Source organism: Streptomyces sp. NPDC005496, from assembly GCF_042872045.1.
Classification (GTDB): Bacteria; Actinomycetota; Actinomycetes; order Streptomycetales; family Streptomycetaceae; genus Streptomyces.
The window spans coordinates 994,326-1,007,796 of the sequence record NZ_JBIAJQ010000001.1 but is presented as its reverse complement, the minus strand read 5'-3'; the positions used below and the strand labels follow the sequence as shown (position 1 = coordinate 1,007,796).

Annotated in this window: 13 protein-coding genes; 4 read left to right on the top strand and 9 right to left on the bottom strand. The window is 71.3% G+C overall.

What is annotated here, in order from left to right; translation table 11 throughout:
• Position 1: 1 nt before the first annotated feature.
• Positions 2–838, bottom strand: coding sequence for a hypothetical protein (locus tag ACFYQQ_RS04510; RefSeq protein ID WP_355783321.1), 837 nt, complete (start codon positions 836–838; stop codon positions 2–4).
• 463 nt (positions 839–1,301) lie between these two features.
• Here ACFYQQ_RS04510 and recA point away from each other — a divergent pair, with 463 nt between their 5' ends.
• Together recA and recX are read left to right on the top strand one after the other, a co-directional pair.
• Positions 1,302–2,426 carry a recombinase RecA gene (recA, locus tag ACFYQQ_RS04505; RefSeq protein WP_355783324.1) on the top strand — a complete coding sequence of 375 codons (1,125 nt, stop codon included), beginning with the start codon at positions 1,302–1,304 and terminating at the stop codon, positions 2,424–2,426.
• 3 nt (positions 2,427–2,429) lie between these two features.
• Entirely contained in the window at positions 2,430–3,323 is an 894-nt protein-coding gene (gene recX / locus ACFYQQ_RS04500) for a recombination regulator RecX (RefSeq protein WP_355783327.1), read from the top strand.
• Between the two features lie 732 nt (positions 3,324–4,055).
• Here the strand turns inward: recX and ACFYQQ_RS04495 are convergent.
• The 8 genes from ACFYQQ_RS04495 to ACFYQQ_RS04460 form a co-directional block, all read right to left on the bottom strand.
• Positions 4,056–4,463: a rhodanese-like domain-containing protein gene (locus ACFYQQ_RS04495; RefSeq protein WP_355783330.1), complete on the bottom strand. Its 408-nt coding sequence runs from the start codon at positions 4,461–4,463 to the stop codon at positions 4,056–4,058.
• On the bottom strand, positions 4,460–4,987 hold the full coding sequence (locus ACFYQQ_RS04490; protein WP_355783333.1) for a cysteine dioxygenase: 528 nt from the start codon (positions 4,985–4,987) through the stop codon (positions 4,460–4,462). Before ACFYQQ_RS04490 ends, ACFYQQ_RS04495 begins: the two co-directional genes overlap by 4 nt.
• 76 nt (positions 4,988–5,063) lie before the next feature.
• Entirely contained in the window at positions 5,064–5,366 is a 303-nt protein-coding gene (locus tag ACFYQQ_RS04485; RefSeq protein WP_355783336.1) for a putative leader peptide, read from the bottom strand.
• Between the two features lie 80 nt (positions 5,367–5,446).
• On the bottom strand, positions 5,447–7,198 hold the full coding sequence (locus ACFYQQ_RS04480; protein WP_355783339.1) for an FAD-dependent monooxygenase: 1,752 nt from the start codon (positions 7,196–7,198) through the stop codon (positions 5,447–5,449).
• A gap of 499 nt (positions 7,199–7,697) precedes the next feature.
• Positions 7,698–8,615 carry an amino acid ABC transporter permease gene (locus ACFYQQ_RS04475; RefSeq protein ID WP_356172427.1) on the bottom strand — a complete coding sequence of 306 codons (918 nt, stop codon included), beginning with the start codon at positions 8,613–8,615 and terminating at the stop codon, positions 7,698–7,700.
• Positions 8,612–9,280, bottom strand: coding sequence for an amino acid ABC transporter permease (locus tag ACFYQQ_RS04470; RefSeq protein WP_355788045.1), 669 nt, complete (start codon positions 9,278–9,280; stop codon positions 8,612–8,614). The genes ACFYQQ_RS04475 and ACFYQQ_RS04470 overlap by 4 nt, the downstream gene beginning before the upstream one ends.
• A gap of 105 nt (positions 9,281–9,385) precedes the next feature.
• On the bottom strand, positions 9,386–10,225 hold the full coding sequence (locus ACFYQQ_RS04465; RefSeq protein ID WP_355788042.1) for a glutamate ABC transporter substrate-binding protein: 840 nt from the start codon (positions 10,223–10,225) through the stop codon (positions 9,386–9,388).
• Between the two features lie 61 nt (positions 10,226–10,286).
• The gene (locus ACFYQQ_RS04460; protein ID WP_355788040.1) at positions 10,287–11,063 is read right to left on the bottom strand and encodes an amino acid ABC transporter ATP-binding protein; all 777 of its coding nucleotides are present in this window, start codon (positions 11,061–11,063) and stop codon (positions 10,287–10,289) included.
• Positions 11,064–11,346: 283 nt separating this feature from the next.
• Between ACFYQQ_RS04460 and ACFYQQ_RS04455 the strand changes: the two genes are divergently transcribed.
• Together ACFYQQ_RS04455 and ACFYQQ_RS04450 are read left to right on the top strand one after the other, a co-directional pair.
• Positions 11,347–12,033, top strand: coding sequence for a response regulator transcription factor (locus tag ACFYQQ_RS04455; RefSeq protein ID WP_355788037.1), 687 nt, complete (start codon positions 11,347–11,349; stop codon positions 12,031–12,033).
• A gap of 9 nt (positions 12,034–12,042) precedes the next feature.
• Positions 12,043–13,458: a HAMP domain-containing sensor histidine kinase gene (locus ACFYQQ_RS04450; RefSeq protein WP_355788035.1), complete on the top strand. Its 1,416-nt coding sequence runs from the start codon at positions 12,043–12,045 to the stop codon at positions 13,456–13,458.
• Positions 13,459–13,471: the final 13 nt, after the last annotated feature.

The window sequence follows — 13,471 nt, the reverse complement described above, 5'->3', positions numbered from 1 at the left end:
CTCAGAGGCCGAGCAGCGCCCACCCGCCCGCGGCGGCCACCGCCGTGCCGTAACAGGCCACCGCCGCGAGCACGAGCCTCCGCCTCGTCAGGTCGCTCCACGACGTGCGCGAGAGGAGCCAGGCCACCGCCGGCAGCACGAGCACGGCGTGCAGGCTGACGCCGTGCAGTGGCTTGAGCGGGGCCGTCGAGTCGTACGCCGCCGTCTGGTGGCCGGTCCGGGTGAGGACGACACCGCGCGCGATCATCGCGGCTCCCGACAGCAGAGCCACGAGCAGGATCGCGAATCCGGAACGCAGCGCGAGCGGCATTCCCGATGGGCCGTCGGGCCGCCGCCGGAACGAGGCGAGCGCGAACGCGGTGAGCACCACGACGAGCACGCCGCCGCCCACCGCCAGCGTCATCGACACCCCGGTGTCGAAGGCGGTCTCCATGTTGAGGTGCGAGGGCACCCGGCGCCAGGCCTGAAGGGTGATCCCGCCGACCTCGAGAACGCAGTCCGCGGCGAAGACCACGAGCAGCACGGTCCGTAGCCGGGCCCCCATCCGCAGATACGAGGTGACCCAGGTGACCGCCATCAGCGTCAGCCCGAAGGTGACGGGCTTGCGCCAGGAGACCGGGCCGTCCCAAGGGCCGCCGTCCACGGCGAACACCACCAGATGGGCCAGACCGGACAGGGTGAGCGCGATGCCGGTGGCGTGGCAGAAGCGCTCGGCGGCACGTGCCGTGCTCCACCGGGAGCGGGCGGCGGCCGCGCGGACGGGAAGCGGTGCGGCCGGGGGAGCGGGGGCGGTGACGGCGATACCGGCGGGGACGCGGGAGCCACTGCGACGTTGCATGGGACCAGCTTCGGCGGGAGGGGCTCCGGGGTCGTCCTACGGCCGAAGTCTTCTGCCGTACGCCCACGGAAGTAGGGGGGCGGGGAGTAGGGGTCGGGAAAGGGAGGAGCAGGGCTCGGGAAGAGGCCCCGGCCTGGGCCTCGTCGGCTCGGGTCCGACGCGGCGTCCGGGGCGCGGTGGGCCCTTGGTGCCGGGTCGGTGCCGAGGTCGGGGCGTTCGATGCCGGGCTCTGTGTCAGAGACCCGAAGCAGGGTCACTCGCACCCCGTGAGCCCGCGTGGTGCGCTTGACACTAAAATCGAACATCCATTCTTATGGAGTCTCCGGCAGGGCTTTCGACGGGGATTTCAGGCAGAAGTGTCCGAGTTATCCACAGGGCGGGCGGGCGTCGAGGCGCATTGTCAGTGGCAGGCGTTAGCGTCTTTGACGTGAAGCGATCGACTCAAGCAAATCGGGTGGAACCCATGGCAGGAACCGACCGCGAGAAGGCGCTGGACGCCGCGCTCGCACAGATTGAACGGCAATTCGGCAAGGGCGCGGTGATGCGCCTGGGCGAGCGGCCGAACGAGCCCATCGAGGTCATCCCCACCGGATCGACCGCACTCGACGTCGCTCTCGGCGTCGGCGGCCTGCCCCGCGGCCGAGTGGTGGAGGTGTACGGCCCGGAGTCCTCCGGTAAGACGACCCTGACCCTGCACGCGGTGGCCAACGCCCAGCGGGCCGGCGGCCAGGTCGCGTTCGTGGACGCGGAGCACGCCCTCGACCCCGAGTACGCGAAGAAGCTCGGCGTCGACATCGACAACCTCATCCTGTCGCAGCCGGACAACGGCGAGCAGGCCCTGGAGATCGTCGACATGCTGGTGCGCTCCGGCGCGCTCGACCTCATCGTCATCGACTCGGTCGCGGCCCTGGTGCCGCGTGCGGAGATCGAGGGCGAGATGGGTGACTCGCACGTGGGTCTCCAGGCCCGACTGATGAGCCAGGCCCTGCGCAAGATCACCAGCGCGCTGAACCAGTCGAAGACCACCGCGATCTTCATCAACCAGCTCCGCGAGAAGATCGGCGTGATGTTCGGCTCCCCGGAGACCACGACCGGTGGCCGGGCGCTGAAGTTCTACGCCTCGGTGCGTCTGGACATCCGCCGCATCGAGACGCTGAAGGACGGCACCGACGCGGTCGGCAACCGCACCCGCGTCAAGGTCGTGAAGAACAAGGTCGCGCCGCCCTTCAAGCAGGCCGAGTTCGACATCCTCTACGGGCAGGGCATCAGCCGCGAGGGCGGCCTGATCGACATGGGCGTGGAGAACGGCTTCGTGCGCAAGGCCGGCGCCTGGTACACGTACGAGGGCGACCAGCTCGGCCAGGGCAAGGAGAACGCGCGCAACTTCCTCAAGGACAACCCCGACCTCGCCAACGAGATCGAGAAGAAGATCCTGGAGAAGCTGGGCGTCGGCGTGAAGCCGGAGAAGCCCGCCGCCGAACCGGGTGCGGACGCGGCGGTCTCGGTCGCTCCGGACGACGCCGCGAAGACGGTGCCCGCTCCCGCGGCCAAGACCACCAAGTCCAAGGCCGCGGCGGCAAAGAGCTAGTCCGTGACACGGCGAACCGACTGGGCCGAGTACGCCCGACCCGTCGCCCCCGAAGGGCGGCCGTCCCGACGGGACGGCATGTCGTCCCCGGACGGCGACGGGTGGAAGGGCAGTGAGGTGTACGACGCCGAAGGGCCGTACGACGGCGACGCTCACGGCTCCGCGGGGCCGTTCGGCGACGGAGCCGAGGGTGGTCCTGCCGAAGGTGGGGATCCGTCGGGGGACGGGCCGCGCCGTGGCGGTGGCCGGCGGGCGGGTGACGGGGGTCCGCGCGGGGGCGGACGAAACCGGGGCCGTCGGCGGCGCGGGGGATTCGGCGACCCGCCCGGTGACACCTCCGGCACACAGGACGGAGGCCCCCCTTTCTCGTCGAGGGCCGAGCAGGGGGAGCCCCCGCGGGACCCGGCTGAGCAGGCACGGGCGATCTGCCTGCGCCTGCTCACCGGGACCCCGCGCACGCGCAAGCAACTGGCCGACGCGTTGCGCAAGCGCGAGATCCCGGACGACGTGGCGGAGGAGGTGCTGTCCCGGTTCGAGGAGGTCGGACTGATCAACGACGGTGCCTTCGCGGACGCCTGGGTGGAGTCCCGGCACCACGGCCGGGGTCTGGCCCGCCGGGCGCTCGCGCGGGAGCTGCGGACCAAGGGGGTCGACTCGACGCTGATCGACGACGCCGTCGGCCGGCTCGACTCCGAGCAGGAGGAGACGACCGCGCGCGAGCTCGTGGCCCGCAAGCTGCGTTCCACTCGCGGCCTCGATCGCGACAAGCGGCTGCGCCGTCTCGCGGGCATGCTCGCCCGCAAGGGTTACTCCGAGGGCATGGCGCTCCGGGTGGTCCGACAGGCCCTGGAGGAAGAGGGCGAGGACACGGAAGGGCTGGGGGACGAGGTTTTCTGATCTCCGGGGAAGAACTGGGAGGTTGGCTTCAGGGGGCGGCGGGGACGGGCGGGCTTCTGTCCCGGCGGGGGTGGCCGTGAGGACCGGGTGGGGGCGTCGGGGGTGTCGGAGTGACGATCGGGCGTGCGTGACGGCGCGGCCGACGTGACGACCGGGCGCGCGGGGAGGGTGGAAGGGCGGGACGATCAGGCGAGCGTGGGGGGACCGAGTAGGCGCGTTGGGCTGGGCGTGCGTGACGGCGCGGTCGGCCGCACGGACTCCGTCCGCTCCGTGGGTGACGGACCGGTCCGTCAGCGTTAGCTCAGCGGTGCCGCACCGGCTGTCCGGTCACGGGCCCTGAACTCGGTGGACGCGCGGGGGCGCCGACCGCGTTCGGGGCCCGTACGGCGGTAACGCGGATCTGCCCCGCGCCGGTGGCACCCCGGGGGGCAAACGACTCCGGTGCCGAGGTCGCGGCAACTCCCGCTCGCCGAAGCGGGGTTGACCCCCGCGGGAGACGCCGGGCCACAGCGATGCACAGACACCTGTGCACGGACGCCTTACGACAAGGGGCGCCCACTTCGGCGCACGACTGCCGCAACCGCAACCGCACTCCGGCGCGGAGGTCGCCCCACGGCGCCGGGACCTGCCCCGGTGCCGCCGAGTAATCCCCGCAACCGCACCCCGGCGCGGAGGCCGCCCCACGGCGTCGGGACCTGCACGGGTGCCGCAGGGCCATCCCCTACAGGTCCCCTACGAGGCAGGGGTCACGGGGAGTCCGGCTGCCTTCCACGCCTGGAACCCGCCGACCAGGTCGGTCGCCCGCCACAGTCCCAGCTGCCGCAGCGACACAGCCGCCAGACTCGACGCGTAGCCCTCGTTGCAGACGACCACGACCCGCAGGTCATGGCTCGTGGCCTCCGGGGCGCGGTGGCTGCCCTGGGGGTCCAGGCGCCACTCCAGTTCGTTGCGCTCGACGACCAGGGCGCCCGGGATGAGTCCGTCGCGCTCGCGCAGGGCCGCGTACCGGATGTCGACCAGCAGGGCCTCGTCCGTGCGGGTGGCGTCGTACGCCTCCTCGGCCGTCACGCGGTCGAGGCCCTCGCGGACCCGCTCCAGCAACTCGTCGATTCCCACGGGTCGTTCGGGACGCGTGCTCACTGCCAGTCCTCCGGACGTTCGACCTGCTCGAGGCGCAGCACCTGGCCCGTACGGCTGTAGCGGCGGATCTGCGGCAGGGGCGGATAGTAGGCGTGCACGGAGATCGCGTGCTCCTCCGTGGACTCGTTCAGCACCTCGTGCACATGGTGACGGCCGAACGAGCGGCCCTTGCCGGCGGTCAGGCGCCGCTCCCGGTCCACGCCTTCGGTGAGTTCCAGGGTGCGCCAGCCGTCGGTGGGCAGACGGGCGGCAAGGGAGTTCTCCTTGAGTTCGCCCGACGCGGTGAGGAAGGCGCCGACCGAGTCGGCGTGGTCGTGCCAGCCGGTCCCGGTGCCCGGCGGCCAGCCGATGAGCCAGGCCTCGCTGCCGCCGGGGCCTTCGAGGCGTACCCAGGTACGGCCCTCGGGGTCGAGCGGCAGGGAGTCGATCAGTGCGGCGTCAGCGGCCGCGCGGCGCACGAAGTCCAGCAGTTCGGCCTGGGTGGGGGTGTGCGCGGGTGCGGAGACAGAGGGTGACACAGACACGGGTACCGTCCTGGGCTTTTCGCGTGGGGGCGCGCCGCGCCGACGAAGGCGGGCACGCGGGAGGAGGGAGGCGAATTCAGCAGGACGGACGACACACGCAGCCCGCATAGCGGACGAGGTCCATGTGGACCCTCCGCCACAGATGCACGCAGGTGTCGGTCACGATCGGGAGTAGACCACGACGACGCGGGCGGTTCAACTCACTGTCACTATGTGGACCGCGCGGTGAGCCGGGAGGCGGACGGACACCGCGTGACCTGGCCCGTCGCCAGGAAGGCTCGCGTCGGGCCCGCGCCCCGCTCGGCTCCGGTTCAAGAAGAACCCGTGGCGGGGTCGCGAGGAGGGCGCGGCGGGACGGACGCACGGCGTCTCTGGGCATCCACGCAGCCGTGGAGGCCGCCCGCTCCAGGCCCGCACGAGGTGGCGTCCAACGCGCCGCGACCCGGGCGCGCCCGCGCCTCAGCTCTTGCCCGCCGTCGCCTGCGCCCCCGTCCGTGCCGGTCCGCCGAGGGTCGCCTCGGCCGCCGCGTAGAGGTCGGCCGGGCGGACGCCGCTCAGCGCGGTGACCAGGTGGCCGTCGGGACGGACGAGCAGCACGGTGTGCGCTGCCGCCCCCGGGTAGCTCTCCGCGACCAGCAGCTCGGCCGGATGCGGCAGCGCGGTCACGGCGGCCGCCAGCCGGGGCATGATGCCCGCCGAGACCCAGTGCTTGCGTTCCCACACGCCCGTTCCCGGCGCGATCAGCACCACGAGCAGCACCGCCCGGCCCAGCCGGTCCCGGAGCCGAACGAAGGAGCCGTCCTCGGCGGTCACCCGTACGTCCGTCACCGGCGAGCCCGGCGCCGTGGCGACCGCTGCCGCCGCCTCGCTGGGCTCGGGGGCCAGCGGCGAATCGGCGTACGCCCCCGGCGCGCCCAGCGAACCGCGTCCCAGGTGGCCGTCGGTGAGCAGCGCGTCGTGGCCGCGGGCCGAGCCGGGGACGTACGAACGCAGTCCTCCGCCCCCGCGCAGAAGCGGGAGCGCCTGGTCGGCGGCGCGGAGCCGGGCGGCGACGACGGCGCGGCGCTCGGCCTGGTAGCTGTCGAGCAGCGCCTCGTGCGGGCCCTGGTGCCAGGCCAGTGCCAGTTTCCAGGCGAGGTTGTCGGCGTCCCGCAGACCTTCGTCCAGACCCTGGGTGCCCAGCGCGCCGAGCAGGTGCGCGGAGTCTCCCGCGAGGAAGACCCGGCCCACGCGCCAGCGGCGGGCGAGGCGGTGGTGGACGGTGTGGACACCGGTGTCGAGCAGTTCGTACGGGGGTGTGGGGCCGCCGCTCCAGCCGGCCAGGGTCTCCCGGATACGGGCCACCAGCAGGTCGGGGGTGACCAGGTCCTTGCCCGGCGGCAGCAGCCAGTCCAGACGCCACACGCCGTCCGGCAGGGGCCGTCCGGTCACCTCACCGGCCGAGGGGCCCGTCGTCCGCCAGGGCGGCATCCGGTGCAGCACCGCCTCGCCGTGCCAGGGCAGCTCGGTGCGCAGCGCCGCCACGGCGTGCCGTTCCACGGCCGTGCGGCCCGGGAAGCGGATGTCCAGGAGCTTGCGCACGGTCGACCGCGGACCGTCGCAGGCGACCAGGTGGCTGCCGCGCCACCAGGTGCCCTCGGGGCCGCGGGTGTGGGCGGTGACGCCGGACTTCTCCTGCTCCAGGGCGTCGAGCCGGCTGTTCACCGCGATCCTGGCCAGCGGCTCGCGGGCGATGGCCTCGCGCAGAACGGCGGTCAGGACGTGCTGGGCGAGGTGCAGCGGTGGGGCCTGACCGGACTCGACGGGTCCCTGGGCGCCGGCCGGGCCGTGTGCGGCGCCGTAGCCTCCCGCGCCGACGGAGCCGCGCGCGCCGCCGGGCTTCTGGGCCGGCACCACGGCGCCGCCGGGGCGCCCCGTGCCACCCTCCGTGGCGGCCGTGCCGTCCCCGTCGAACCTGATCTCGCGCATCACCTGCTTGCGCCGCATCGACCGCCATCCGGCCCAACGCAGACCGGCCGCGTCCAGCGGGAATCCGGTCAGCCGCTCGACGAGCGCGGCGGTGTCCTCGCGCAGGACGACGGTGCGTGCCAACCGCTGCTCTTCCTTGCCCGGGCTCTCGTCGAGGATCACGGAGGGGACCTCGTGGCGGGCCAGCGCAAGGGAGAGCGTGAGCCCCACGGGCCCCGCGCCGACGATGATCACCGGGTCCATGACGCGGTGCCCCCTGCCCGGAGCGGAGTCCTCGAAGACGTACGGAAACAGGCAGTTGGAGCGGGGTGCACGATCACAGAACGTATGCAACCCATTGCCGGTGCTTGCGTCAAGTGACGGAGGCAGCGGGTCCCCGACCGGAGGCCGGACGACACCGGGCGTCGTCCGGATCATGCCGTCGAGCCGGCACGCGCTCCGGTCCTGCCCGCCGGGCCGGCTCGGACGCCGGCGAAGCCGCGGCCGGCGGGCGGCGGGACCCGACTCGTGCCGCTCTAAGGACGTGTGGGGGGAGAGCCTTGTCCGTGCGGGCGGCCGAGGGGCTCGGCGTGCCGACGCGGACGCCGGACGGGGGCGGCAGGAGTCCTGCCGCCCCCGTCCGGAGCCTTGCCGCCGGGACCGGCCGTCGGCCGGTGCGATCTCAGCGTGGACGGTGTCCTGCTCCGAGGGCACCGTCCACGCGGCCCGGGTCGAGCGGGATGTCCCGATCCGGGTCAGCGGGTCACGCGAAGCCGCCGCCACCGCCGGCACCGGTGCCGAAGGTGCCACCCACCTCGGCGGCGTTGATCTCTTCCACGTCCTTGGTGCCGAGGACCGCGCCGGTGCTCTTCTTGCTGCGGCGCAGCCTGGCCTCGAGCCAGCTCGCGAAGCTGGTGAGGATGAAGTTCAGCACGATGTAGAGGATCGCGACGACGATGAAGCTCGGGATGACGTTGGCGTAGTTCGCGGCCAGCGTGGCGCGCTCGCTGAGCAGCTCGGTGAAACCGATCATCACACCGCCGAGTGCGGTGTCCTTCACGATGACGACGAGCTGGCTGACGATGGCCGGGAGCATGGCCGTGACCGCCTGCGGCAGCAGGATGCTGGTCATCGTCTGGCTCTTGCGCAGGCCGACCGCCATGGCGGCCTCGGACTGCCCCTTGGGGAGGGAGAGGATGCCCGCCCGGACGATCTCGGCGAGGACCGAGGCGTTGTAGAGCACCAGGCCGGTGACGACCGCGTACAGGGGCCGGATCTCGCTGGTGACGTCCGTGGAGCGGACGTAGACCTCGTTGGCGAAGAGCATCAGCAGCAGGACCGGGATGGAGCGGAAGAACTCCACCACCACGCCGGCCGGGACACGCACCCACCGGTGGTCCGACAGGCGGGCGATGCCGAAGACCGCACCCAGCGGAAGGGCGATGACCATGGCGAGCGCCGCGGCCTTCAGGGTGTCCGCGAGGCCCGGCAGGAGATAGGTCGTCCAGGCCTGACCAGTGGTGAACGGCTCCCACAGCGCCCACTTCAGCTGGCCCTTCTCGTCCAGCTTCGTCCAGACCCACCACAGCACCAGGGCGAGCAGCACGAAGAAGACAACGGAGAGGAGCACGTTGCGCCGCTTGGCGCGGGGGCCCGGGGCGTCGTAGAGGACGGAGGTCATCGCTTCACCGCCAGTCGCTTGCTCAGCCAGCCGAGGATGAGACCGGTGGGCAGGGTCAGGAGCACGAAGCCGAGGGCGAACACCGCGCCGATGGCGAGGGTCTGGGCTTCGTTCTCGATCATCTTCTTCATCAGGAGAGCGGCCTCGGCGACGCCGATGGCGGCGGCCACGGTGGTGTTCTTGGTCAGCGCGATCAGGACGTTGGCCAGCGGGCCGATCACCGAACGGAAGGCCTGCGGAAGCACGATGAGCCGCACGACCTGGCTGAAGCTCAGGCCGATGGCGCGGGCGGCCTCGGCCTGGCCGACGGGCACGGTGTTGATGCCGGAGCGGATCGCCTCGCAGACGAAGCACGCGGTGTACGCGATCAGTCCGAGCACGGCGAGCCGGAAGCTCTGGTCGTCGAAGTTGTCGGGTGCGCCCATCGTCATGCCGAAGATGTCGGCGAGACCGAGTGAGGTGAAGACGATGATGACGGTCAGCGGGATGTTCCGGACGATGTTCACATAGGCGGTGCCGAACCCGCGCATCAGCGGGACCGGGCTGACCCGCATCGCGGCGAGGAGCGTGCCCCAGATCAGCGAGCCGATGGCGGACAGGACGGTGAGTTTCACCGTCATCCAGAACGCCCCGAGGACGTCGTAACCTTCAAGAAAGTCGAACACGATCTCCCGCGCTTCCGGGTGTGTGGAGTACGTGGCTACGGGGCGGACACGGCGCGCCGCCGCCGTGATCGCGGCGGGCGGCGGCGCGCTGTGGACCTGCGGGCGTTACTTGACGATGACGCCGATCTTCGGCGCCGGCTCGTTCTTGTACTCGGCGGGACCGAAGTTGTCCTTCACGGCCTTTTCCCAGGCGCCGTCGCTGACCATCTTCTCGAGGGCGGCGTTGATCTTCTTCTCGGTCGCGGCATCGCCCTTCTTGATGCCGATGCCGTAGTTCTCGTTGCTGAGCTTGAGGCCCGCGAGCTTGAACTGGCCCTTGTACTTGTCCTGCGCGGCGAAGCCCGCGAGGATCGAGTCGTCCGTGGTCACCGCGTCCACCGCGCCGCTCTGCAGGCCCGCGATGCACTCCGAGTAGCCGGCCTGCTGCTTCAGCTGGGCCTTCGGGGCGATCGTCTTCTGGACGTTCTGCGCCGAGGTGGAGCCGGTCACGGAACACAGCTTCTTGCCGTTGAGGTCCGTGCCCTTGGTGATGTCCGAGTCGGCCTTGATCAGCAGGTCCTGGTGGGCCAGCAGGTAGGGGCCGGCGAAGTCGACCTTCTGCTTGCGCTCGTCGTTGATCGAGTACGTGGCCGCGATGAACTTCACGTCGCCGCGGGCCAGCGCGTTCTCACGGTCGGCGCTCTTGGTCTCGACGAACTCGATCTGGTCGGGCTTGTAGCCGAGCTCCTTGGCCACGTAGGTGGCGACGTCCACGTCGAAACCGGAGAACGATCCGTCCGGCTCCTTCAGGCCGAGGCCCGGCTGGTCGTACTTGATGCCGACCTTGATCTTGCCCCCGCCGGAGCCCGAGCCGGAGTCGTCCTTGTCGTCGCCGCCGCACGCGGTGGCGCTGAGGGCGAGGGCCAGGACGGCGGCCGAGGCGGCGGTTACCTTGCGGAGCTTCATCGTGAACATCCTTTGATGTGAAGAGATACAGGTCTTCAGTACTGAAGAGATGCGGGCCGTGTCAGTGGTGCAGGATCTTCGACAGGAAGTCCTTGGCCCGGTCGCTGCGGGGGTTGCTGAAGAACTGGTCCGGCACAGCCTCTTCGACGATGCGTCCGTCGGCCATGAACACCACTCGGTTGGCAGCCGAACGAGCGAAGCCCATCTCGTGGGTGACGACGACCATGGTCATGCCGTCACGCGCGAGTTGCTGCATGACCTCCAGGACCTCGTTGATCATCTCGGGGTCCAGTGCCGAGGTCGGCTCGTCGAAGAGCATGACCTTCGGGTCCATCGCCAGCGCCCGCGCGATCGCGACCCGCTGCTGCTGGCCGCCGGACAGCTGCGCGGGGTACTTGTCCGCCTGCGTGCCCACACCGACCCGGTCCAGCAGTTCGCGGGCCTTCTTCTCGGCGACCTTCTTGTCGGCCCTGCGGACCTTGACCTGGCCCAGCATCACGTTCTCGAGCACCGTCTTGTGCGCGAAGAGGTTGAAGGACTGGAAGACCATGCCCACGTCGGCACGCAGCCGGGCGAGCGCCTTGCCCTCCTCGGGCAGCGGCTTGCCGTCGATCGAGATGTGGCCCGAGTCGATCGTCTCCAGACGGTTGATGGTGCGGCACAGGGTGGACTTCCCGGACCCGGAGGGTCCGATGACCACGACGACCTCGCCACGGGCGATCGTCAGGTCGATGTCCTGGAGCACGTGCAACGCGCCGAAGTGCTTGTTGACGCTCTTCAGGACGACCAGCTCGTCGGTCGCGGCCACGGCGTCCTTGGCCACCGATACTTCGGTCATCGCTCTGGGGCTCCGTCCTCCTCGGTTTCGGTGGACAGTAGTGACCCCGTACGACCAGCGTCATTACATCTGAGGGAATATTGAGCATAACGATCCGGTAGCGTCCGGGTACTCACCGTGACGGCCGCGGACGGAGCGCGTACCGGCTGGGTAACGGAAGCCGCCCCGAACCGGAACGCCCTTGACGCCGTCGTCGTCCATCAGCGTGACTTCCAGGGTGCACACATGTGTGCCGGTCAATACAAGCCCAGACCGTACGACCGATGAACCGGAGGGGGCCGGGATGAGACTGCTCCTCGTCGAGGACGACAACCACGTCGCCGCCGCCCTGTCCGCGGTCCTGGCCCGGCACGGCTTCCACGTGACGCACGCCCGCAGCGGCGAGGAGGCCCTCCAGGCGCTGGTTCCCGAGGGCGCCGGGTTCGGTGTGGTCCTGCTCGACCTGGGACTGCCCGACCAGGACGGCTACGAGGTCTGCGGCAAGATCCGCAAGCGCACCAGCACCCCGGTGATCATGGTCACGGCCCGCGCCGACGTGCGCTCCCGGATCCACGGACTCAACCTCGGCGCCGACGACTACGTGGTCAAGCCGTACGACACCGGTGAGCTGCTGGCCCGCATCCACGCCGTCGCCCGGCGCACCGTCCCCGAGGACGCCGCGGCCGGTGGCGAGAGCGCCCTGCGGCTCGGCGCCGTGCGCATCGACCTCCCGACCCGCCAGGTGAGCGTCGACGGCACGGTCGTCCAGCTCACCCGCAAGGAGTTCGACCTGCTCGCGCTGCTGGCCCAGCGCCCCGGTGTGGTGTTCCGCCGGGAGCAGATCATCAGCGAGGTCTGGCGCACCAGCTGGGAGGGGACCGGGCGCACCCTGGAGGTGCACGTCGCGTCCCTGCGCTCCAAGCTGCGCATGCCGGCGCTGATCGAGACCGTGCGCGGCGTCGGGTACCGGCTCGTCGCCCCCACGTCGTAGCGTGCACCGGTGCGCACTCGCCTTCTTCCGCTGCTCATCGTCCTGATGGCCGCCGTGCTGCTCGCGCTCGGCGTGCCGCTGGCCGCGAGCCTGGCGGCCGCCGAGCAGCAGAAGGTGGTCGTCGACCGCATTGACGACACCGCGCGCTTCGCCGCCCTCGCCCAGTTCGTGACCGACCCTCCCACCGGCTCCCGGTCGGACGGCGCCGGGGACGACGAGCGCCGCGACATCCTGCAGGACGAACTCGACACCTACAACGACGTCTACGGGATCAGAGCCGGCGTCTTCTACCGGTCCGGCCAAGCCCCCATGGCCAACGCTCCGAAGAACTGGTACGTACCTGTCAAGGGCGAGGGCCGCGACGCGTTCGCGGAGGCGTTCCTGGGGCGCCGCAGCCACGACCCGAAGCAGGTCTGGCCCTGGCAGCGGCGCCGGCTCGTCGTCGCGTCCCCGGTGATCCGCGACGGCGACGTCGTCGCGGTCGTCGTCACCGACTCGCCCACCGGGGAGCTGCGTTCGCGGACCCTGCACGGCTGGCTCTGGATCGGCGCCGGCGAGATCGCCGCCATGCTCCTCGCCCTCGGTGCCGCGCTGCGGCTGACCGGCTGGGTCCTCAAGCCCGTACGCGTCCTGGACGCGACCACCCACGACATCGCGACCGGACGGCTGAAGTCGCGGGTCGCGGCGGCCGGAGGACCGCCCGAACTGCGGCGCCTGGCACGGTCGTTCAACGAGATGGCCGACAACGTCGAGGACGTCCTGGAACAGCAGCGCGCGTTCGTCGCCGACGCCTCGCACCAACTGCGCAACCCGCTCTCGGCACTTCTGCTGCGCATCGAGCTGCTCGCGCTCGAACTGCCCGAGGGCAACGAGGAGATCGCCTCCGTCCGCACCGAGGGCAAGCGCCTGGCGCAGGTCCTGGACGACCTGCTCGATCTGGCGCTCGCCGAGCACGCCGAGGCGGACCTGTGCCTCACCGACATCGGCGAGCTGGCTCAGGAGCGGGTGGCGGCCTGGGGGCCGGTCGCCGACAGCAAGGGGGTCCGGCTCACCGGGACCTGCCCGGCCACCACCGCCTGGGCCGATCCCATCGCCCTGTCCAGCGCCTTGGACGCGGTGATCGACAACGCCCTGAAGTTCACGCCCGAGGGCGAGAGCGTCGAGGTGCTGGTGGCGTCGAACGGCGAGACGTCGAGGGTGGTCGTCACCGACCGGGGGCCGGGCCTGACGGACGAGGAGCTGGCCCGTGTCGGCGACCGCTTCTGGCGCAGTGCCGGACACCAGAACGTCAAGGGCTCGGGGCTGGGCCTGTCGATCTCGCGGGCCCTGCTGTCGGCCGGCGGCGGCTCGATCGCGTACGCCCGTCACGAGCCCCACGGCCTGCGGGTGACGGTCACCGTGCCGAGGACCCGGCAGGCCTCCTGAGGGCCGCGGAGGG

Coding starts and splice junctions, on each gene's coding strand:
- ACFYQQ_RS04510 (WP_355783321.1), bottom strand. CDS start 838: ATGCAACGTCGCAGTGGCTCCCGCGTCCCCGCCGGTATCGCCGTCACC.
- recA (WP_355783324.1), top strand. CDS start 1,302: ATGGCAGGAACCGACCGCGAGAAGGCGCTGGACGCCGCGCTCGCACAG.
- ACFYQQ_RS04485 (WP_355783336.1), bottom strand. CDS start 5,366: ATGCCCAGAGACGCCGTGCGTCCGTCCCGCCGCGCCCTCCTCGCGACC.
- ACFYQQ_RS04480 (WP_355783339.1), bottom strand. CDS start 7,198: ATGGACCCGGTGATCATCGTCGGCGCGGGGCCCGTGGGGCTCACGCTC.
- ACFYQQ_RS04475 (WP_356172427.1), bottom strand. CDS start 8,615: ATGACCTCCGTCCTCTACGACGCCCCGGGCCCCCGCGCCAAGCGGCGC.
- ACFYQQ_RS04465 (WP_355788042.1), bottom strand. CDS start 10,225: ATGAAGCTCCGCAAGGTAACCGCCGCCTCGGCCGCCGTCCTGGCCCTC.
- ACFYQQ_RS04460 (WP_355788040.1), bottom strand. CDS start 11,063: ATGACCGAAGTATCGGTGGCCAAGGACGCCGTGGCCGCGACCGACGAG.
- ACFYQQ_RS04455 (WP_355788037.1), top strand. CDS start 11,347: ATGAGACTGCTCCTCGTCGAGGACGACAACCACGTCGCCGCCGCCCTG.